The sequence below is a fragment of the Micromonospora sp. NPDC005206 genome (genome assembly GCF_040608175.1).
GTDB lineage: Bacteria > Actinomycetota > Actinomycetes > Mycobacteriales > Micromonosporaceae > Micromonospora.
Genome location: NZ_JBEXHU010000015.1, coordinates 101628 through 120269 on the forward strand (window position 1 = coordinate 101628; position 18642 = coordinate 120269).

Consider the following 18642-nt stretch of genomic DNA (forward strand, 5'->3'; position numbering starts at 1 on the left):
CTCACCAGCCGAAGGTGCGGTCGACGGCGTCGAGCACCCGGTCGAGGTCGGGCAGGTACTCCTCCTCCACCCGGGCGGCCGGGTAGGGGGTGTCGAAGCCGGTCACGCGCAGCACCGGCGACTCCAGGGAGTAGAAGCACTCCTCGGTGATCCGGGCGGCCAGCTCGGCGCCGAGGCCGATGTTGGACGGCGCCTCGTGCACCACCACCGCACGGCCGGTGCGCTTCACCGACTCGTAGGCCGCGGCAAGGTCCAGCGGGGAGAGCGAGCGCAGGTCGATGACCTCCAGCTCCCGGCCGTCCTCGGCGGCGGCGGTCGCCGCCTCCAGGCACGTCCGGACCATCGGCCCGTACGCCAGCACGGTCACGTCGGTGCCGGGCCGGACCACCCGGGCCGAGTGCAGCGGGTACGCGTCGGACAGCGGCGCGTCCAGGTCGACCTGCCCCTTCTCCCAGTAGCGCCGCTTGGGCTCCAGGAAGACGATCGGGTCGTCGGAGGCGATGGCCTGCTGGATCATCACGTACGCGTCCTGCGGGTTGGCGCAGGACACCACCTTCAGGCCGGCGGTGTGCGCGAAGTACGCCTCCGGCGACTCGGAGTGGTGCTCGACCGCGCCGATGCCGCCACCGAACGGGATGCGGATCACCATCGGGATGCTGAGCTTGCCGCGCGAGCGGTAGTGCATCTTCGCCACCTGCGACACGATCTGGTCGTACGCGGGATAGACGAAGCCGTCGAACTGGATCTCGCAGACCGGCCGGTAGCCACGGATGGCCAGACCGACCGCGGTGCCGATGATGCCGGACTCGGCCAGCGGGGTGTCGATCACCCGCTGGTCGCCGAAGTCCTTCTGGAGCCCGTCGGTGATCCGGAAGACGCCGCCGAGCTTGCCGACGTCCTCGCCCATGATGACGACCTTGGGGTCGTTCTCCAGGGCGCGGCGCAGGCCGGTGTTGAGGGCCTTGCCGAGGGTGAGCGTCTCCGTGGCCATCAGTGGGCGCTCCCCTCGAACGACTCCATGTACCGGCTGAACTGCGCGCGCTGCTCGTCGAGCAGCGGAGACCCGTTCGGGTAGACGTGGTCGAACATCGTCACCGGCTCGGGGTTGGGCATGGCGAGCACACGCTCGCGCAGGTGCACCGACTCGCGGCGGGCCTGCTCGTCGACCTCGGCGAAGAAGTCCGCGTCGGCGATCTGCTGCTTCTCCAGGAAGACCTTGACCCGGGCGATCGGGTCCTTGGCCTTCCACGCCTCGACCTCGCTGGCGATCCGGTAGCGGGTCGGGTCGTCGGAGGTGGTGTGTGCGCCCATCCGGTAGGTGTACGCCTCGATCAGGCTCGGGCCCTGCCCGTGCCGGGCGTTGTCCAGCGCGGTGCGGGTGACCGCGTACGTGGCCAGCACGTCGTTGCCGTCCACGCGGATGCCGGGGAAGCCGAAGCCGGCGGCCCGCTGATAGAGCGGGATCCGGGTCTGCCGCTCCAGCGGCTCGGAGATCGCGTACTGGTTGTTCTGGCAGAAGAAGACCATCGGCGCGTTGAACACGCCGGCCCAGACGAACGCCTCGTTGACGTCACCCTGGCTGGTGGCCCCGTCGCCGAAGTAGGCGATCACCGCTTCACCGTCGTTGGTGCCGGTCTTGCCGTCCATGGTGATGCCCATGGCGTAGCCCGTCGCGTGCAGGGTCTGCGCCCCGATCACGATCGTGTACATGTTGAACTTGAACTCGTTCGGGTCCCAGCCGCCCTGGTCGACGCCGCGGAACAGGCCGAGCGGCATGATCGGGTCGATGCCGCGGCAGTAGAGGACGCCGTGCTCCCGGTAGGTCGGGAAGGCCATGTCCTGGGTGCGCAGCGCCCGCCCGGAGCCGACCTGCGCCGCCTCCTGGCCGAGCAGGCTGGCCCAGATGCCCAGTTCGCCCTGGCGCTGGAGCGCGGTCGCCTCGGCGTCGAGCTTGCGGACCAGCACGAGGTCGCGGTAGAGCCCGCGGTACTCCTCGTCGGTGAAGTCGACGCGGTACTCGTTGCCGTCCGGCCCGGTGACGCTCTCGATCCGCTCGCCTTCGGGGGTGAGCAGCTGCACGAGCTCGGGGTCGCCGGCCGCGCTCTTCCTGGAGCGGGGTGCTGCCCGCCTGCTGCGGGTGGTGCCCCCGGGGTCGCCCTTTGCCATCCGTCTCTCCCTGTCGTGTCTGCGTCGGCACCGGGGGGTCACCCGGCCGCGCAACTCGTGCGCCTGTCCGGCTGCTGCCGGACCGGTTCCTGGCGGCCGCGCCTAGCCCCGGTGGGGGTTGCCGCGCGGCATGAGCCGGATTCTGGCCGAACCCGGTTCGGGAGCGCCGGCGCTCAACCGCGCCTGCCGCGAGGGTGCGCGGAGGTCACGGCTGCGTTGCCGTCGTGCTCCATATTCGCAGAGCAGGTGAGCGCGCCCACAGTACGCCCGCCCCACGTTCCGACCGCCCCCCGTTTGAGGTCGTTTGTCGCCATCGTGCCCGACGGTGCCAACCAGGCGTTACGGCGATGGTTCGTCACCGTTCGGCCCGTCTCCGCGTGTCGACACGCAGTGGAGGTTGGCTGACGGACGGTAACTGGGCGAGGCTGTTTCCCGCAGGATCGCGCCGATCGGGTGATTTGCCGGGGTTCTCCAGCCGGCGACGTCCATCCGCGCCCTCCGACGGCTGACGACAAGGGGTGTGTGGTGTACGAGCCAGGTGACGGTCCCGGCACGCCCGCACTCGGTCGGCAGCGGTCGGCCGACGGCTACCGCCGGGTGGTCGGCGCGCACCGCGCTCCCGGCGCCGGCGGCCCCTCCCGGGGCTACCTGCTCACCGTCGCGCTGCTGGCCGGCACCGCGTCGATGCCCATCCTCGCCGCCATCAGCGCGGGCTCGGCCACGCCGGGCAGCACCGCGCTGCCGGACAGCAGCACCCCGTTCATCCCGACCCCGTCGGTCGGGCCGGTGGTGATCCCGGTGCCGGCGACCAGCCAACCGGCGCTCCCGCCACCCGCCACGCCCGACGTCGGTCCGACCGCCACCGCCGGCTGGCTACCCACGGCTCCCCGACGTGACCAGGACCGGACGGACCCGGGCCCGACCGAGGCCGATCCGGGGCCGGTCCGCGTGGTGCCCCCGCCCTCGCCGAGGCCCACCCGGGGTACGCCCCCGGCCTCGCCCCCGACCAGCCCGTCCCCGGCACCCTCGCCGACCCGCCCGCCGGACCCGAGCCCGACACCGACCCCGACACCGACCCCGCCGTCGACCCCCACCGTGACCGACTCCCCGACCGCGACCGCCGTGCCGACCAGCACCCTGTCCGAGCCGGCCACCACGACCACGACACCCGCCACGACCACGCCACCCGCCACGCCCAGTTCATCGCCGAGCCGGCCCCACCCGACCGTCGCGACATCCCCGACGTTCCCGGCCGACCGACCCACCCCCACGGCCAGTCCAACGCCGCTGGCCGGACACACGTACTCCACGGTGTCCCCGGCGGTACGGTGACGGTCAGGCGCGACCGACCCGGTGCCGGCGGCGGTCGGCGATAGGGGCGTACCGGAGGGGGTGGCGTGGGCGGCGGTGCGGAACTCCGCCCGGTCACCGCCCGGCAGGGGCCGGGGCTGCGGATCGCCCGGCTGGTCACCGAGCTGACCGCGCCCGCCGTGCTGGTGTCGGTGCTGATGGTCACCGTGAGCTGGCACAGCTCCCGCAACCCTGGTCACGGCCTGGCGTGGGGTCTGCTCGCCACGCTCTTCGTCACCGGCATTCCGTTCGCCTACATCGTCGGCGGCGTACGCCGTGGCCGGCTCACGGACCACCACATCGGTCGCCGGGACCAGCGCCGGGTGCCGTTGCTGGTCGGCCTCGGCTCGGTCGCCGCAGGGCTGGCCCTGCTCGCGGTGCTCGGAGCACCCCGTCCGTTGCTGGCACTGGCGGTGGCCGGGCTGGCCGGACTGGTGGTCGCCGTGTCGGTGAGCCACTGGTGGAAGATGTCGATCCACTCGGCGGTGGCCGCCGGCACGCTGATCATCCTGGTGCTGACCTTCGGGACCGAGCTGCTCGTCGCCGTGCCACTGCTGGGCGTGGTCGGCTGGGCCCGGGTGCGGCTACGGGACCACACCGTGGCGCAGGTGCTGGCCGGCGGCGTGCTCGGCGCAATTATCTCCGGAGTGGTCTTCGGTCTGCTGCGCTGACCGGGCCGGCGCGGTGACCGGGTCCGCTGTGCCGGCGGGGTCCGGGCGGGCGGCGACGTGCCCGCCCGCCCGGAATGCCGTCAGGCGCCGTCGTCGGCGAGACGGTGCCGGTTCGCCTCGATCCAGGCGTCCAGCGCGGCCGGGTCGTCCGGGTCGACCCCGTCGGCCATCAGCTGGGCCACCGCCGCGGTGGCCGGGCTACGCCGCTCACCGGTCGAGTAGAGGCGGGCGAACTCCGCCACCATCTCCTCGATCGCCTCGTCGGTGCGCGTCGCGGCCGTTTCGGAAAGTCCACGCTGGCGCGACGCGTACCGGGCCCAGGCGCGCAGCACACGGGGCAGCATCGCCGCGTCGTCCATGTCCAGTACCGCCCGGCGGTGTACCCAGTCGAGCAGGAAGAGCCCGGACACCGCGGGGCTCCACCGCATCGGGTCGGCGTCCGGGAAGGTCGCCGAATGGTCCAGCAGCAGGCTCAGGCAGAAGTGCAGCGAGGCCAGCTCCGCGCCGTCGACGGCGTCGAGCCCGAACCGTGCGGCCTCCGGCGCGGCCAGGAACCGCCGGACCAGCTCGGTGCGCTCGGCGGCGGAGAGCGGCTCGACCTCGGCCGGGCTGGTTGGGGCGGCGGCGGTGGGCAGCAGCGCCAGCCGGGCGCCGACCAGCGCCCGATCGGTGGCGAGTGAGCCCTCGCCGGGCAGCTCGCTCAGCTCGTCGGTGACGGCGAGGTGGCGGGCCACCTCGCCACGCAGTTGGGCAGGATCCTCGGTACGGAACCAGGTCAGCTCGTCGTCCGCGCACATCTGGCGGACCTGGTCCAGGATCCGTTCCGCCGGCCCGCCGACGAAGATGTCCTTGGTGATCCCGATGTTGTGGTCGACCAGGGCCACCAGCGCGTGCTCGGGGCCGCCGGCCGCGTCGTCGTAGGCGAAGGTGGCGAGGTAGGAGGTCTGATCGCCGTACACGTCGCCGTACGCCCAGCTGCCGGTGAGGTGCACCCGGCCGAGCTGACCCGTCCAGGCTGGCGCCTGGCTGCCCGGGCGCACCCGTTCGGTGCCCTCGGCGTCGGGGATGAGCGTGGCGAAGACCTGCCGGATGGTGGTCGCCGCAGCGATCCGGCGGCGGGCGGTGGCGGCGAGGAACCCGGTGACGAACTCCCGTACGGCGGTGTCGCGGTCGGTCTCCGCGATCGCGTAGACGCTGCCCAGGAGGGCGCTGCCGAGCATCTCGGCGTCCAGCGCCGACTCCAGCTTGGTCACGTCGCGTGCGGCGTGCAGCACCGCGTCGTAGGGGGTCTGAGGCGTGGCCATGCTCCGACCCTACGCCGCTCGGGGGATGTGCAGAGGGGTAGCGAGCCGTGCTGAGCGTCAGCGGCGGGCGGCATCCCGCAGCGCGTCGCGTGCCTGCGCGTACGAGGCGAGCACGATCCGCACCGGGGCGAGCACGTACTCCTCGCCCACGCGGGCGACCTCGGCCGTCAGCCGCTGCTCGGCGCGGCTTCGGGCAAGCCGGGCCGCCCAGCGCACCACCGGTCGGGTCAGCGCGGCCACCAGCAGCCCGGCCAGCAGCCCGCCGAGCAGCAGCAGGGTGGGCAGTGGCACCTGCCCGACCATCGGGTTGTCCAGTGCGGGCAGGCCGAGCGCCCGCAGCGCGTAGCCGAGCATTAACCAGCCCAGCCCGACCACGGCGGCCAGGGTGACCAGCCACTGGACACCGCCGACCAGCCGCCACCAGACGGGTCGACGGCCCAGGCCCAGGTCGGTGCCGGCGATCGCGCGGTCCAGCGCGTCCGGCAGGTCGCCGAGGCGGGACCGGGCGGCGGCGGTGACCGCCGCCGGCCAGGCGGCAGGCAGGTCGGCGGCGGCCCGATCGGCCACCGCACGGATGGCCAGACCGAGCGCCGAGCGCTGGGCGGCCGTCGGGTCCGGTACCGAGGTTGCCGCGACCAGGCTCTCCGCCGGGTCGGCCTGATCGCCGGCCGGGCCGGGCAGGTGCAGGCGGCGCAGCGGGTCGGGTCGCAGCCGCCGCCAGCCCCGGACCACCGGCCAGCCGGTGACCGCGCCGGCCCGGTGCCGGTACGCCTGCTCCACCGCCTCCGTCACCGCCGGCACTCCGGCCGCGCCGGCCAGTGCCCGGTTCAACCCGTCGACGGCGGTGTCGTCCGGTCCGCCCGCCGGTCGGGCGGAGCCGACCAGCTCGTCCAGCGCGGCGACCACCGTGTCGACATCGCCGGCCAGCCGTCGCAGCGCCGCCTGCCGCTCGGCGACCGTCCGTTCCAGCGCGGTGCGCAGCCCCACCATCCCGGCCGGATCGATGGCGGTGGTGGCCAGCAGCGGCACGCCGGTCAGCCCGTCCGCATCGAGCAGCCGGCGCAGGTCGTCCAGGACCCGGGGCAGTTCGGCCGGGGGCAGCCGGTCGGCCTGGTTGAGCACGACCAGGGTGACGTCCCGGTGGCGGTGGAACTCGCGGAGGTAGCTGTCGTGGATGACCCGGTCGGCGTACTTCTGCGGGTCGACCACCCAGACCACCTGGTCGACCAGGCCGAGCAGCCGGTCCACCTCCAGTCGGTGGGCCCGCTGCACCGAGTCGAAGTCGGGCAGGTCGAGCAGGATCAGCCCGTGCAGCGCGGTCTCGTCGTCCGCGTCCAGCGCGCTCTCGCGGACGAAGCGGTGCCGGGGCAGCACACCGATCCAGTCGAGCAGTCGGTTGGCGCCCTCCAGCGCGCCCCACACGCAGGCGTGCGTGACGCCGGTCGTCGGGCGGCGGACCCCGACCGGCGAGAGCTCCAGCCGGGCCAGCGCGTTGAACAGGCTGGACTTGCCGCTGCCGGTGGCGCCGGCCAGGGCGACCACGGTGTGGTCGCGGGACAGGGTGAGCCGGGTGCCGGCCCGCTCGACCAGGGTGTGCGCGGGCACCAGCTCGGAGTCCGGCAGCAGGCCGTCCACCGCGGTCAGGAACCGGCGTACCGCGTCCAGGCGGGCGATCAGCGCATCGGGGTCGATCCGCTGGTCACCCCGGAACGCCTCGCGTACCCGGCCGGCGATGTTGCTCACCGGGAGCCATCCTCGTCGGCGGCCGGCGGTGTGTCGCCGGTTGCCAGGCCGCTGCGGTGCCGGGCCAGCTCGACCCGGCCGGCGGCCCTGCGCAACCCGTCGCCGGCGTCCGCGGCGGGGCGGGCTTCGGCGGTGCGGGTCAGGAAGCGGTCGGCCTCCGCGTCGAGCAGCGTCCGCACCCGGTCCAGCAGGTCCGCACGGGCCTTGGCGGCGAGGGTACGCACCGCCTGGTCGCCGAAGATCGCCTGGAGTACGGCCTGGGCCGCGACGGTGGTGCCGGCCCCGGTGGCCACCTCCAGCCCGGTCGGGATGAACGCGGTGGACGCGAACACGGCGATCATCACGGCGAGCCCGGTGGCGTTCACCGCGTACGCGGCGGTGCGGGCCACGATCCGCTTGTCGCCGCCCTCGACCCGCACCAGCTCCAGCACCCCGCGCTGCCAGTCCCGGACCATCCGCTCGGCGCGCTCGGGCAGGTCGCCGCCGGGGTGGGCGAGCCCCGGGTTGAGCAGCCCGGCTCCCGCCGGGTGCGCCTTCCACGCGGTGTACGCGGCCTCGGCGGCCTCCGAAGCGACCCCGCGCAGCAGCGTGACCAGCTGCGACTCGATGGCGTTGCGCAGCTCGGCGGCGGGTGCCGGCCGACCGGTGACGGCGGCCACCATCCGATCCCGCAGCCGCCCGATCCGCGCCTCCAGGGTGCGGAACAGCTCCCCGGTGCCGACGAACTCCTGCCAGCGGGCGAGCACCTCGCCACGGAGCAGGCGGCCGTCCCGCAGGCCCTGCTCGACGGTCCGTTCGGCGCCCCGGTAGGCGGCCCGGACCCGCTCGTCCAGACTGTCGGCGGCGGCGACCTGCTCGTCGGCGGCGTCGGCCAGCTCCTCGACGGCCGGGTGCAGCGCGGCCAGCGCCCCGTCCAGGGTCTGCCGGACCACCGCGGCCCGGGCGTCGGCGTCGCCGGCCAGCCGCGCGAACCAGTCGGCCAGCGGCGCGGTGACACCCTCGGGCAGCAGCCCCTGACCGTCGACCCACGTCTCCGGCAGCACGAACAGGGGCGCCCGGCCGAGGTCCTGTGCGGTGAGCATCTCGGCCAGGTGTGCGGAGATCTCGTCGGTGGCCTCCGCGGGCACCCGGTCCAGCACCATGGCGATCACCGCACCGCGGGCCCGGGCGCTGCGCAGCAGCTCCCACGGCACCGCGTCGGCGTACCGGGCGGCGGTGGTGACGAACAGCCAGAGGTCGGCAGCGGCGAGCAACTGGCCGGCGAGTGCCCGGTTGGCGTCGACCACCGAGTCGATGTCCGGCGCGTCGAGGAAGGCCAGCCCGGCGGGCAGCGCCGGGGCGGTGACCAGGTGCAGGGAGCGCGGGTCCTCACTTGGCTCGGTGGTGCGGGTGAGCCCGGGCAGCAGCTCACCCTGCCGGAACCAGGCCGCGTCGGCCGGGTTGCAGACCAGCACCGGTGAGCGGGTGGTCGGCCGGAGCACGCCGGCCGCGCTGACCCGGGCCTTGACCAGGCTGTTGACCAGGGTCGACTTGCCCGCGCCGGTGGAACCGCCGACCACCACGAGCAGTGGCGCGTCGAGCCGGGCGAGCCGGGGCAGCAGGTAGTCGTCGAGCTGGTCGGTGAGGGCGCTGGCGGTGTGCCGGGCCGGCCCGGCGGAAGGCAGGGCGAGCGGATACCGGGTCGCGCCGATCGCGGCCCGGAGACCCGGCAGCGCGCCGGGGAGGCTGTCGTCCCCGGTGGTGGCGGGCGGCTCCTCCGCGGCGTCCGGCGGGCCGGTGCGGGCTGCGACGGCGGGCGCTCCGGAATGGGTGGCGGAATCGCCGTGCGTCGTCACCGCTAAAGCGTGCCCGACCGATGCAAGAGAAGACAACCGGACGGTAATAACGGCTGGGTTGCGTCGGGTCGGCTCAACTCAACTTGACGATTGGCCGGGGCGTGGCACTATTGAGTCAAGTTCACTCAACTTGTGGTGGGCCCGCTGCGGGCGGTGCCCGCCAGGCAGTCCGCGGGCGGTGCCCGTCACCTGCACAACCTTACGAAGCGAGGAAGCGAAGATGGCACGTGCGGTCGGTATCGACCTCGGCACGACGAACTCCTGCGTCAGCGTTCTCGAGGGCGGTGAGCCCACCGTCATCGCCAACGCTGAGGGCTCGCGGACGACTCCGTCGATCGTCGCGTTCGCCCGTAACGGCGAGGTGCTCGTCGGTGAGGTCGCCAAGCGCCAGGCGGTGACCAACCCGGACCGGACGATCCGCTCGGTCAAGCGGGAGATCGGCACCAACTGGTCCGTCGACATCGACGGCAAGAAGTACACCCCGCAGGAGATCTCGGCCCGGACGCTGATGAAGCTCAAGCGGGACGCCGAGGCGTACCTGGGTGAGCAGATCACCGACGCGGTGATCACCGTTCCGGCCTACTTCAACGACGGCCAGCGCCAGTCGACCAAGGAGGCCGGAGAGATCGCCGGCTTCAATGTGCTGCGGATCGTCAACGAGCCGACCGCGGCCGCCCTGGCGTACGGGCTGGACAAGGGCTCCAAGGAGCAGACCGTCCTGGTCTTCGACCTCGGCGGCGGCACCTTCGACGTGTCGCTGCTGGAGCTGGCCGAGGGCGTCGTCGAGGTCAAGTCGACCAGCGGTGACAACCAGCTCGGTGGCGACGACTGGGACCAGCGGATCATCGACCACCTGGTCAAGACCTTCCGCGGTGAGCACGGCATCGACCTAAGCCAGGACAAGATGGCCCTGCAGCGGCTCCGTGAGGCCGCCGAGAAGGCCAAGATCGAGCTGTCGGCCGCCACCACCACCAACATCAACCTGCCGTACATCACGGCCGGCGCCGCCGGCCCGCTGCACCTCGACGTGACGCTCAGCCGCGCCGAGTTCCAGCGGATGACGCAGGACCTGCTGGACCGGTGCAAGGGCCCGTTCGAGCAGGCCGTGAAGGACGCCGGGATCAAGATCTCCGACGTCGAGCACGTGATCCTGGTCGGCGGCTCGACCCGGATGCCGGCCGTGACCGACCTGGTCAAGCAGCTCACCGGCCGTGACCCCAACAAGGGCGTCAACCCGGACGAGGTCGTCGCCGTCGGCGCCGCGCTCCAGGCCGGCGTGCTCAAGGGCGAGGTCAAGGACGTCCTGCTGCTCGACGTGACCCCGCTGAGCCTGGGCATCGAGACCAAGGGCGGCATCTTCACCAAGCTGATCGAGCGCAACACCACCATCCCGACCAAGCGCTCCGAGGTCTTCACCACGGCGGACGACAACCAGCCGTCGGTGCTGATCCAGGTGTTCCAGGGCGAGCGGGAGATCGCGTCCTACAACAAGAAGCTCGGCACCTTCGAGCTGACCGGCCTCCCGCCGGCGCCGCGCGGCGTGCCGCAGATCGAGGTCGCGTTCGACATCGACGCCAACGGCATCGTCAACGTGCACGCCAAGGACCTGGGCACCGGCAAGGAACAGAAGATGACGATCACCGGCGGCTCCTCGCTGCCGAAGGACGACATCGAGCGGATGCGCCGGGACGCCGAGGAGCACGCGGAGGAGGACAAGCGCCGCCGCGACGACGCCGAGACCCGCAACGTGGCCGAGGCGCTCCAGTGGCAGACCGAGAAGTTCCTCGCCGAGAGCGGCGACAAGCTGCCCAGCGAGACCCGGGAGCAGCTCAACGAGGCGCTCGGCGAGCTGCGTGGCGCCCTCGGCGGTCAGGACATCGAAAAGATCAAGTCGGCGCACGAGCGGCTCGCGCAGGTCTCCCAGCAGGCCGGTTCGCTGCTCTACTCGCAGCAGGCCGAGCAGGACCAGCAGCCGGGTGGCGAGGCCGGCCCGGGTGCGACCGGGGCGACCGGCCCGCAGGCCGGCGCTGCCGGTGGCGCCGACGACGTGGTCGACGCGGAGATCGTGGACGAGGACGGCAAGAAGTGACCGTCGGCCTCCGACACGTATCCACTGCGAAGGGGATGAGGTAGCCGCATGACGCAGAAGCCACGAGCCGCCGACCCGGGCGACACCGGGTCGGCGCCGGGTGGCTCCGCGCCCACCGAGCCGGCCACCGGCGACGGGGAGCGGGTCGTCATCCGCAACAACCGCAAGCTCAGCGACACCACGGAGCCCGAGGGGGCCGCCGCCGACGCGGGCAGCGACGTTCCGGCCGAGGGCCTGGTCGAGGACGCCGAGGTCGTGGTCGACGAGATCGAGATCGAGGCCACCCTGGTCGACGGGTCGGCGCCGTCCAGTCCGCCGGTGGTGGACGCCCCGGCGCAGCCGGTCGACGGTGCCGGCACCGGCACCGGCTCGCCGCTGGGTGCCGAGCTGGAGGCGCTCCGGGCCGAGCTGGACGAGCGGACGCGGGACCTGCAGCGGGTGTCGGCGGAGTACGCCAACTACCGCAAGCGGGTGGACCGGGACCGCAGCCTGGTGCAGGAGCAGGCGACCGGCTCGGTGCTGGCCGCACTGCTGCCGATCCTGGACGACCTGGACCGGGCCCGGGAACACGGCGACCTGGTCGGGCCGTTCGGATCGGTGGCGGAACAGCTCACCACCGCGCTGGGCAAGTTCGGCCTGACCGCCTTCGGCGAGCAGGGCGACCCGTTCGATCCGACCCGGCACGAGGCGGTCGCGCACCAGACCTCGGCCGAGGTCGGCGAGCCGACCTGCGTGCAGGTCATGCGGCGCGGCTACCAGCTCGGTGAGCGGCTGCTGCGCCCCGCGCTGGTAGCGGTCGCGGATCCGGAATAGTGCGAGACGGTGACCGGTTTGTCCCGCCCGCCGCGATGCGGTGGGCGGGACGGCCGGGCCACGAAGGTCGGAAGGGGGTGGACCGGTGAGTTCGAAGGACTGGCTCGAGAAGGACTTCTACGCCGTGCTCGGCGTGGACAAGGCCGCCTCCGCGGATGACATCAAGAAGGCGTACCGCAAGTTGGCTCGGGAGTCGCACCCGGACCACAACCCGGGCGACCCGAAGGCCGAGGAGCGGTTCAAGGCCGTTTCCGAGGCGTACAACGTGCTCTCGGACAGCAGCCGCCGCCGGGAGTACGACGAGATGCGCTCGCTGTTCGGCTCGGGCGCGTTCCGGCGTAACGCACGGGGCGCCGGCCAGCCGGGCGGCATGCCGTTCGACGTCTCCGACATGTTCGGCGGCGGGGCGGGGGGCGACCGTCGCTTCGGCGGGGCCGGCTTCCAGGACCTGTTCAGCTCGATCTTCTCCGGCGGCTCGGCCGGTGGGCAGTCCGCGCCGCGCGGTCCGGCCCGGGGTCGGGACGTGGAAGCCGAGGTGGCGCTGGACTTCGGCGACGCGGTGCGGGGCGTGACCCTGCCGCTGACGCTGCGCGCCCCGGGCGTCTGCGACACGTGCCACGGCAACGGCGCCAAGCCCGGCACCCAGCCGCGGACCTGCCCGGCCTGCCACGGCGCCGGGGTGACCACCCGCAACCAGGGGTCGTTCAGCTTCTCCGAGCCGTGCCGCACCTGCCAGGGCGTCGGCACGGTGGTCGAGGAGAAGTGCCCGGAGTGCCACGGCAGCGGTGGGGTCACCAAGACCCGCACGCTGAACGTGCGCTTCCCGGCCGGGGTGGCCGACGGCCAGCGGATCCGGCTGGCCGGGCGGGGCGAGCCGGGTGAGCGCGGTGGCCCGGCCGGTGACCTGTTCGTGCAGGTCAAGGTCCGGCCGGACGAGCTGTTCGGTCGTACCGGTGACGACCTGACGTTGACCGTGCCGGTCACCTTCGCGGAGGCCGTTTTCGGCACGGACCTGCGGGTGCCGACGCTCGACGGCGCGGTGACCCTGCGGGTCCCGCCCGGCACGCCGAGCGGGCGCGTGCTGCGGGCCCGGGGCAAGGGTGTGGTCCGCCGCGACGGGCAGGCCGGCGACCTGCTGGTCACGCTGGACGTGGTGGTGCCGGCTCGATTGTCGGACGAGGCGCGGACGGCACTGGAGGCGTTCGCCGAGCAGAGTCCGCCGGCGGCCAGGGAACATCTCGACGCTCGGGTGCGTCGGGTCAGTTAGTCCGGTGGGATGGACGCGGAGGTGAGCGGGATGTCGGGCGAATTCCTCGGTTCGAGTGACCCTGCCTACGAGGCCAAGGTGCTGATGATCTCGGTGGCGGCACGAATGGCGGGGATGCACCCGCAGACCCTGCGCCAGTACGACCGTCTCGGCCTGGTGCAGCCCGGCCGGGCGGCCGGCGGCGGGCGTCGCTACAGCGTCCGTGACGTGGTGCTGCTGCGCGAGGTGCAGCGGCTCAGTCAGGACGACGGGATCAACCTCGCCGGAGTCAAGCGGATCATCGGGCTGGAGCGGCTGCTGGAGCAGGCGCAGCAGCGGGTGGCCCGGCTGGAGGCGGAGCTGGACGCCGCGTACCGCCGGGTGGCCGAGCTGGAGTCGTTGGCCCGCTTCCCGGGCCGCGATCTGGTGCCCACCAACCGCACGTCCACCGCCCTGGTGGTCTGGCGACCCCGCCGTACGCCCGATCGCTGACCTGCTCTTCCGGTTCCTTTCTTCGGCCCGGCCCGCACCGGATTTCCCGGCGCGGGCCGGGCCGTTCCGGCTAGCCTGTCGATACGGGTTCTATCGGCTTAATTCGGACCTACCGGCATAGCAGGGGGAGCGATGGCGGAGCCGGCGAAGAAGATGGCCCAGCAAATGGCTCAGCAGACGGAGGACCGGCTCGAAGACCTGGCCGACACCGTCCGCGAGAAGTTCGACAAGGTGACCGAGGGAAGCTTTCGGGACCGGATCACCGAAGGGCGGTTCGCCGACCAGGTCGACCACGGCGTCGACCAGGCCCGGGCCGAGACCCAGCGAAAGCAGACCGACCGGTAACCGACGTGCGGGCCGGGACCCACGGGGGGTCCCGGCCCGTTCGTCGTCCTGAGTGCGGGCCGGGACGCAGTGACGCCCGCGGTGGGGCGGCGTCAGCCGAGGCGGCGGTTCTCGCGGACCAGGCCGCCTTCGCACCAGTCCCGGTAGACGAAGAGATCCGGTCGGGCCAGCAGCACGCGGCCGTTGTGTGCCCAGATCTTCATCAGCTCGTCGCCGTCGCGCTCGGCCTGCTCGACCAGCTTGCGGAAGCGGCGCTTGGGGTGGGCGCGGAAGTTCGTCCGGATGCCGTCGGCCGCGTAGATGTAGAGGCAGTGCAGCGCGAAGCGGCGGGCCGGGCAGGTCGGGTCCATCGCCAACTCGAAGAGCGTCAGGATGAGCCGGTCGCCGGAGACCAGTAGGTCCCAATCCGGCGGCATCGAAGCCAAGGGCACCGAATCGGGCTGGTACGCCCAAGCTCGCAACTCCGCCGGAGTCGGATCGACGGGGTTGGCGAAGCCGTGGAACGTCGACTCCTGCACGCTCACCGGCCAACCTTCCACTTTCGCCCGCGTTGGCACTGGCCACCCGCGGACCTTGGCTGCTGGGGCGAAACGGTAACCCGCCGTCGGGTGCTGCGGTAGTCCCCGCAGGGAGCAATTCAGCAACCGTTGGCCTGGCCTGGTCCACCGGATGGTCGGAGGGCCCGCCCACCGCCGTTGACGTGTCGATCGGGACCATGTCAACGGCGGTGGCGCGTCAGTCGTGGATCGGAACCGGCTCCCGCCGCTCGGCCGCCGCACGGGTGCGCAGCCACCGCTTGAACCACGGGAAGTCGGGCAGTCGGGCCAGCATCGGCCCGGTCACCACGGTAATCAGGACGTACGCCGTGGCCAGCGCCGCCAACCGCGGCTCGACGCTGCCGGCGGCCACCGCGAGCCCGGCGATGACGATGGAGAACTCACCGCGGGGTACGAGTGCCAGGCCGGCCCGCCATCGACCAGGTTCGGCGATGCCGACGCGGCGAGCCGCGAGGTAACCGGTGAGCGTCTTCGTCGCCATGGTGACCACGGCCAGCGCGAGCGCCGGCAGCAGCACGGGTGGGATGTCCCGTGGGTCGGTGACCAGCCCGAAGAAGACGAAGAACACCGCGGCGAACAGGTCCCGCAGCGGGGAGAGCAGCTCGGTGGCGTGGTGTGCCACCGGCCCGGAGAGCGCGATGCCGACGAGGAACGCGCCGACCGCCGCCGACACCTGGAGCTTCGCCGCGAGACCGGCGATGAGCAGGGTCAGCCCGAGTACGCCGAGCAGCAGCGCCTCCGGATCCTTCGCCGACAGGGCGGAGGAGATCAGATGGCCGTACCGGATGGCGAGCACCAGCACGAGCAGCACCGTTCCCACCGCCACGGTGAGCGCGATGCCGCCGCCGAGCAGGCCGGTGCCGGCCAGCACCGCGGTGACCAGCGGCAGGTACAGGGCCATCGCCAGGTCCTCGATCACCAGGACCGAGAGGATCACCGGGGTCTCCCGGTTACCGAGTCGGCCCAGGTCGCCGAGGACCTTGGCGATCACTCCGGAGGACGAGACCCAGGTGATGCCGCCGAGCACCAGGGCGGCCACCCAGTCCCAGCCGAGCAGCAGGGCGAACGCGGCGCCGGGCAGTGCGTTGAGTACGCCGTCGATCAGCCCGGCCGGGGCCGCCGACCGGAGGTTGCCGACCAGTTCGTTGGCCGAGTACTCCAGGCCGAGCATGACCAGCAGCAGGATGACGCCGATCTCGGCCCCGACCGCGAAGAACTCCTCGCTGGCCGCGAGCGGGAGCAGCCCACCGTGCCCGAACGCCAGCCCGGCGAGCAGGTAGAGGGGGATGGGCGAAAGACCGACGCGGCGGCTGAGTCGACCGAGGACACCGAGCAACAACAGCAGCGCGCCGACCTCGACGAGCAGTGTGGTGGAGTCGTGCATCCGCCTCAGCCGTCCGGGTCACTGTCGGCGAGGATGGCGGAGACACCGTCGAGACCCTTGCGGGTCCCCACGACGACCACCACGTCACCGGCTGCGAAGCGGAAGGTGGGAAGCGGCGAGACGATCACCTCGCCGTCGCGCAACACCGCCACGATGGAGGCGCTGGTGCGGGTACGCGCCTTGGTGTCACCGAGCTTCCGATTGACGTACCGCGACCCCGCCGTGATGGCGATCTGCTCGGTGAGCAGACCGGCGGCCTGCTCGCGCAGCCCGGAGAGCTGGCCGAGCATCAGCGACGCGCCGAGGATGTCGGCCAGCGCCTCCGCCTCGTCGTCGGTCAGCGGGATGTCCGCCTGGCAGGAATCGGGATCGTCGGGGTCGTAGAGGACAAGATCCCGGCGGCCATTGCGGTGGGAGACCACGCCCAGGCGGCGTCCGGACTCGGTCACCAGATCGTGACGTACCCCGATCCCGGGAAGGGCGGTCTGCTCGACTCGTACTCGCACCCGCCAAGGCTACCGCCTAGTGAACCAAGCCCAGATCTTGGTCGAGTTCGGCCCCTCCAGGGGCCACCTCCTTCCAAGATCGATGGCTCCCGCTCGATCTGAGGCCCTCGTTGATCGACTCGGTTTCGGCGATGTCGCGGTGTCCCGGCAGTCCGGACGCCCCGACTTCCGGGAAGCGGAGTGGACCTACCACTCGGGATGCGCCGGTACCCACCCCGGCAGAGCGGGGTGGGCACCCGGGCGCGCCACGGTCAGCGAAGGCTGGCGAAGAACTCGCGGACATCCGCGACCAGCACGTCGGTGGCCTGGTGGGCGGCGTAGTGGCCGCCGACGTCGCCGCGGCCCTCGACGTCCGTTCCGTACGCCGTCCACCGGACGATGTTCGCGTGGTCCCGCTCGGCGAAGCGGCGGATCGACTGGAAGTCACCGGGGAACATGGCCAGCGCGGTCGGCACGGTGGTCGGCCCGGTAGGCGCGTCGCCGGCGTGCGCGTCCTCCCAGTAGAACCGGATCGCCGAGGTGGCCGTGCCGGTGAACCAGTAGAGCGCCACGTTGGCCAGGATGAAGTCGGCGTCGAGGCTCTCGTCGAAGAGTTGGGCGTTCCAGGCCAGCAGCCCGACCGGCGAGTCGGCCAGCCCGAACGCCAGGGTCTGCGGCTGCTGGCTGTGCACCTGGTTGAAGGAGAACTTGTTCTCGTAGAACCACTGGAGGTGCTCGAGCGCCGCCTGGTCCGCCTCGGACAGCCCGGCGAACTCGGCCGGGTCGCCCGAGGGGAACGAGAAGAGCTGGGTGACGTGCACGCCGAGCACGTGCGCCGCGTCGATCCGGCCCAACTCCGGCGCGACCATTGAGCCGGCGTCGTTGCCGACCGCGCCGTAGCGGTCGTACCCCAGTCGGCTCATCAGCTCGGCCCAGGCGCGGGCGGTGCGGTACCGGTTCCAGCCGGCGCTGCGGGTCGGGCCGCTGAACCCGAAGCCGGGCAGCGACGGGATGACCAGGTGGAAGGCCGGCGCGTCCGGTGCGGTCGGCTCGGTGAGCGGGGCGATCACGTCCAGGTACTCCAGCACCGAGCCGGGCCAGCCGTGGGTGAGCACCAGCGGGGTGGCGTCCGGCCGGGACGACCGGACGTGCAGGAAGTGGATCTGCTCGCCGTCGATCTCGGTGACGAACTGCGGGTACCCGTTCAGTCGGGCCTCGACTGCGCGCCAGTCGAACCCGTCCCGCCACCGGTCGACGAGGGCGCGGACCCGGTCGGTGCTCATCCCGTAGGTGGCACCGGCGCCGGGCAGGTCGGCGGGCCAGACCGTGCGGCCGAGCCGGGCTGCCAGGTCGTCGAGGGCGGTCTGCGGGACCTCGACGCGGAACGGGCGGATCGCGGTGCCGGTCATCTCGGTACTCCTTCGGAACGGAATGTTTCGTTCCGCTACCACAGTAGCAGACCGGAACGGTCCGTTCCACTGCTATTCTGGTGGCATGCCACCTCCCCGCGGAAAGACGGACGCGCCGCTGGCCGGCCGCCGTGCCCAGGCCGCCCGCAACAACGAGGTGATCCTCGAGGCCGCCCGCGCGGTCTTCCTCGACGATCCGAAGGCGCCGATCGCCGCCGTCGCCGAACGTGCCGGCGTCGGCATCAGCGCGCTCTACCGGCGGTACGCGGGCAAGGAGGACCTGCTGCGCCAGCTCTGCCACGACGGGTTGCGCCACTACATCGCCGAAGCCGAGACCGCCATGGCGGAGCCGGACGACTGGGCCGCGTTCGCCGGGTTCCTGGCCCGGGTGGTCGACGCCGACGTGCACTCGCTCACCGTTCACCTGGCCGGCACCTTCACTCCGACCGAGGAGATGGGCCGGGACGCGATGCGCGCCAGCGAGCTGGCCACCGCCCTGTTCGAGCGGGCCCGCTCCAGCGGGCGGCTGCGCCCCGACGTGGTCGTGCAGGACCTGGGGCTGCTGCTGGAGGCGTGCGCCGCGGTGCGCGTACCCGATCCGGAGCGGACCGGGCAGCTGCGCCGCCGTCAGCTCGCGGTGCTGCTGGCCGGACTGTCGACCGGGCCGGACACCGACCCGCTGCCCGGCCCGCCACCGGCGGCCGGGGAGTTCGACTGGCGCTGGCGTCGCCGAGAGTGATGGGCGTCACAGCG

At 72.6% G+C, this 18642-nt stretch carries 17 protein-coding genes; 7 read left to right on the forward strand and 10 right to left on the reverse strand.

The window, feature by feature from the left end; genetic code table 11:
* Position 1: 1 nt before the first annotated feature.
* From ABZU69_RS23300 to ABZU69_RS23310, 3 genes are all read right to left on the reverse strand, one after another.
* Positions 2-991 (reverse strand): alpha-ketoacid dehydrogenase subunit beta, encoded by a 990-nt coding sequence (locus tag ABZU69_RS23300; RefSeq protein ID WP_354966448.1) that lies wholly within the window; start codon positions 989-991, stop codon positions 2-4.
* Positions 991-2166 carry a pyruvate dehydrogenase (acetyl-transferring) E1 component subunit alpha gene (pdhA, locus tag ABZU69_RS23305; protein ID WP_354966449.1) on the reverse strand — a complete coding sequence of 392 codons (1176 nt, stop codon included), beginning with the start codon at positions 2164-2166 and terminating at the stop codon, positions 991-993. The genes ABZU69_RS23300 and pdhA overlap by 1 nt, the downstream gene beginning before the upstream one ends.
* Before the next feature lie 644 nt (positions 2167-2810).
* Positions 2811-3467, reverse strand: coding sequence for a hypothetical protein (locus tag ABZU69_RS23310; protein WP_354966450.1), 657 nt, complete (start codon positions 3465-3467; stop codon positions 2811-2813).
* Positions 3468-3563: 96 nt separating this feature from the next.
* Between ABZU69_RS23310 and ABZU69_RS23315 the strand changes: the two genes are divergently transcribed.
* Positions 3564-4187: a phosphoesterase PA-phosphatase gene (locus ABZU69_RS23315; protein WP_354966451.1), complete on the forward strand. Its 624-nt coding sequence runs from the start codon at positions 3564-3566 to the stop codon at positions 4185-4187.
* Positions 4188-4267: 80 nt separating this feature from the next.
* On the opposite strand, the gene ABZU69_RS23320 is transcribed toward ABZU69_RS23315, so the two are convergent.
* Genes ABZU69_RS23320 through ABZU69_RS23330 form a run of 3 tightly spaced genes read right to left on the reverse strand, consistent with a single transcriptional unit; the run spans position 4268 to position 9069 of the window.
* Positions 4268-5491, reverse strand: coding sequence for a hypothetical protein (locus ABZU69_RS23320; protein ID WP_354966452.1), 1224 nt, complete (start codon positions 5489-5491; stop codon positions 4268-4270).
* A 57-nt stretch (positions 5492-5548) separates the two neighbouring features.
* Positions 5549-7234, reverse strand: coding sequence for a GTPase (locus ABZU69_RS23325; protein ID WP_354966453.1), 1686 nt, complete (start codon positions 7232-7234; stop codon positions 5549-5551).
* Positions 7231-9069 carry an ABC transporter gene (locus ABZU69_RS23330; protein WP_354966454.1) on the reverse strand — a complete coding sequence of 613 codons (1839 nt, stop codon included), beginning with the start codon at positions 9067-9069 and terminating at the stop codon, positions 7231-7233. Before ABZU69_RS23330 ends, ABZU69_RS23325 begins: the two co-directional genes overlap by 4 nt.
* A gap of 220 nt (positions 9070-9289) precedes the next feature.
* Between ABZU69_RS23330 and dnaK the strand changes: the two genes are divergently transcribed.
* The 5 genes from dnaK (at position 9290) to ABZU69_RS23355 (ending at position 14054) form a co-directional block, all read left to right on the forward strand.
* On the forward strand, positions 9290-11158 hold the full coding sequence (gene dnaK, locus ABZU69_RS23335) for a molecular chaperone DnaK (protein ID WP_354966455.1): 1869 nt from the start codon (positions 9290-9292) through the stop codon (positions 11156-11158).
* A gap of 48 nt (positions 11159-11206) precedes the next feature.
* Entirely contained in the window at positions 11207-11971 is a 765-nt protein-coding gene (gene grpE / locus ABZU69_RS23340) for a nucleotide exchange factor GrpE (RefSeq protein WP_354966456.1), read from the forward strand.
* Between the two features lie 85 nt (positions 11972-12056).
* Positions 12057-13238 (forward strand): molecular chaperone DnaJ, encoded by a 1182-nt coding sequence (dnaJ, locus tag ABZU69_RS23345; protein ID WP_354966457.1) that lies wholly within the window; start codon positions 12057-12059, stop codon positions 13236-13238.
* Between the two features lie 30 nt (positions 13239-13268).
* A complete protein-coding gene (locus ABZU69_RS23350; RefSeq protein WP_203173989.1) occupies positions 13269-13709 on the forward strand; it encodes a helix-turn-helix transcriptional regulator in 441 nt (146 codons plus the stop codon).
* A gap of 132 nt (positions 13710-13841) precedes the next feature.
* On the forward strand, positions 13842-14054 hold the full coding sequence (locus tag ABZU69_RS23355; protein WP_354966458.1) for a hypothetical protein: 213 nt from the start codon (positions 13842-13844) through the stop codon (positions 14052-14054).
* A 92-nt stretch (positions 14055-14146) separates the two neighbouring features.
* Here the strand turns inward: ABZU69_RS23355 and ABZU69_RS23360 are convergent, their stop codons facing one another.
* The 4 genes from ABZU69_RS23360 to ABZU69_RS23375 all read right to left on the reverse strand — a co-directional run bounded on the left by ABZU69_RS23360 (position 14147) and on the right by ABZU69_RS23375 (position 17889).
* The gene (locus ABZU69_RS23360) at positions 14147-14578 is read right to left on the reverse strand and encodes a hypothetical protein (RefSeq protein WP_354966459.1); all 432 of its coding nucleotides are present in this window, start codon (positions 14576-14578) and stop codon (positions 14147-14149) included.
* A gap of 211 nt (positions 14579-14789) precedes the next feature.
* Complete coding sequence (locus ABZU69_RS23365) at positions 14790-15995, reverse strand: cation:proton antiporter (protein ID WP_354966460.1); 1206 nt, start codon at positions 15993-15995, stop codon at positions 14790-14792.
* A 5-nt stretch (positions 15996-16000) separates the two neighbouring features.
* Positions 16001-16501 carry a TrkA C-terminal domain-containing protein gene (locus ABZU69_RS23370; protein ID WP_354966461.1) on the reverse strand — a complete coding sequence of 167 codons (501 nt, stop codon included), beginning with the start codon at positions 16499-16501 and terminating at the stop codon, positions 16001-16003.
* A 251-nt stretch (positions 16502-16752) separates the two neighbouring features.
* Complete coding sequence (locus ABZU69_RS23375; RefSeq protein ID WP_354966462.1) at positions 16753-17889, reverse strand: epoxide hydrolase family protein; 1137 nt, start codon at positions 17887-17889, stop codon at positions 16753-16755.
* An 85-nt stretch (positions 17890-17974) separates the two neighbouring features.
* Between ABZU69_RS23375 and ABZU69_RS23380 the strand changes: the two genes are divergently transcribed.
* Positions 17975-18628, forward strand: a complete 654-nt coding sequence (locus ABZU69_RS23380; RefSeq protein WP_354966463.1) for a helix-turn-helix domain-containing protein — start codon at positions 17975-17977, stop codon at positions 18626-18628.
* Positions 18629-18642 lie beyond the last annotated feature (14 nt).

What these genes read in the sequence shown, in the direction of transcription:
- ABZU69_RS23320 (WP_354966452.1), bottom strand. Translation starts at nt 5,491, where the DNA reads ATGGCCACGCCTCAGACCCCCTACGACGCGGTGCTGCACGCCGCACGC.
- ABZU69_RS23375 (WP_354966462.1), bottom strand. Translation starts at nt 17,889, where the DNA reads ATGACCGGCACCGCGATCCGCCCGTTCCGCGTCGAGGTCCCGCAGACC.
- ABZU69_RS23355 (WP_354966458.1), top strand. Translation starts at nt 13,842, where the DNA reads ATGGCGGAGCCGGCGAAGAAGATGGCCCAGCAAATGGCTCAGCAGACG.
- ABZU69_RS23380 (WP_354966463.1), top strand. Translation starts at nt 17,975, where the DNA reads ATGCCACCTCCCCGCGGAAAGACGGACGCGCCGCTGGCCGGCCGCCGT.
- pdhA (WP_354966449.1), bottom strand. Translation starts at nt 2,166, where the DNA reads ATGGCAAAGGGCGACCCCGGGGGCACCACCCGCAGCAGGCGGGCAGCA.
- ABZU69_RS23300 (WP_354966448.1), bottom strand. Translation starts at nt 991, where the DNA reads ATGGCCACGGAGACGCTCACCCTCGGCAAGGCCCTCAACACCGGCCTG.
- ABZU69_RS23350 (WP_203173989.1), top strand. Translation starts at nt 13,269, where the DNA reads ATGTCGGGCGAATTCCTCGGTTCGAGTGACCCTGCCTACGAGGCCAAG.
- dnaK (WP_354966455.1), top strand. Translation starts at nt 9,290, where the DNA reads ATGGCACGTGCGGTCGGTATCGACCTCGGCACGACGAACTCCTGCGTC.
- ABZU69_RS23365 (WP_354966460.1), bottom strand. Translation starts at nt 15,995, where the DNA reads ATGCACGACTCCACCACACTGCTCGTCGAGGTCGGCGCGCTGCTGTTG.
- grpE (WP_354966456.1), top strand. Translation starts at nt 11,207, where the DNA reads ATGACGCAGAAGCCACGAGCCGCCGACCCGGGCGACACCGGGTCGGCG.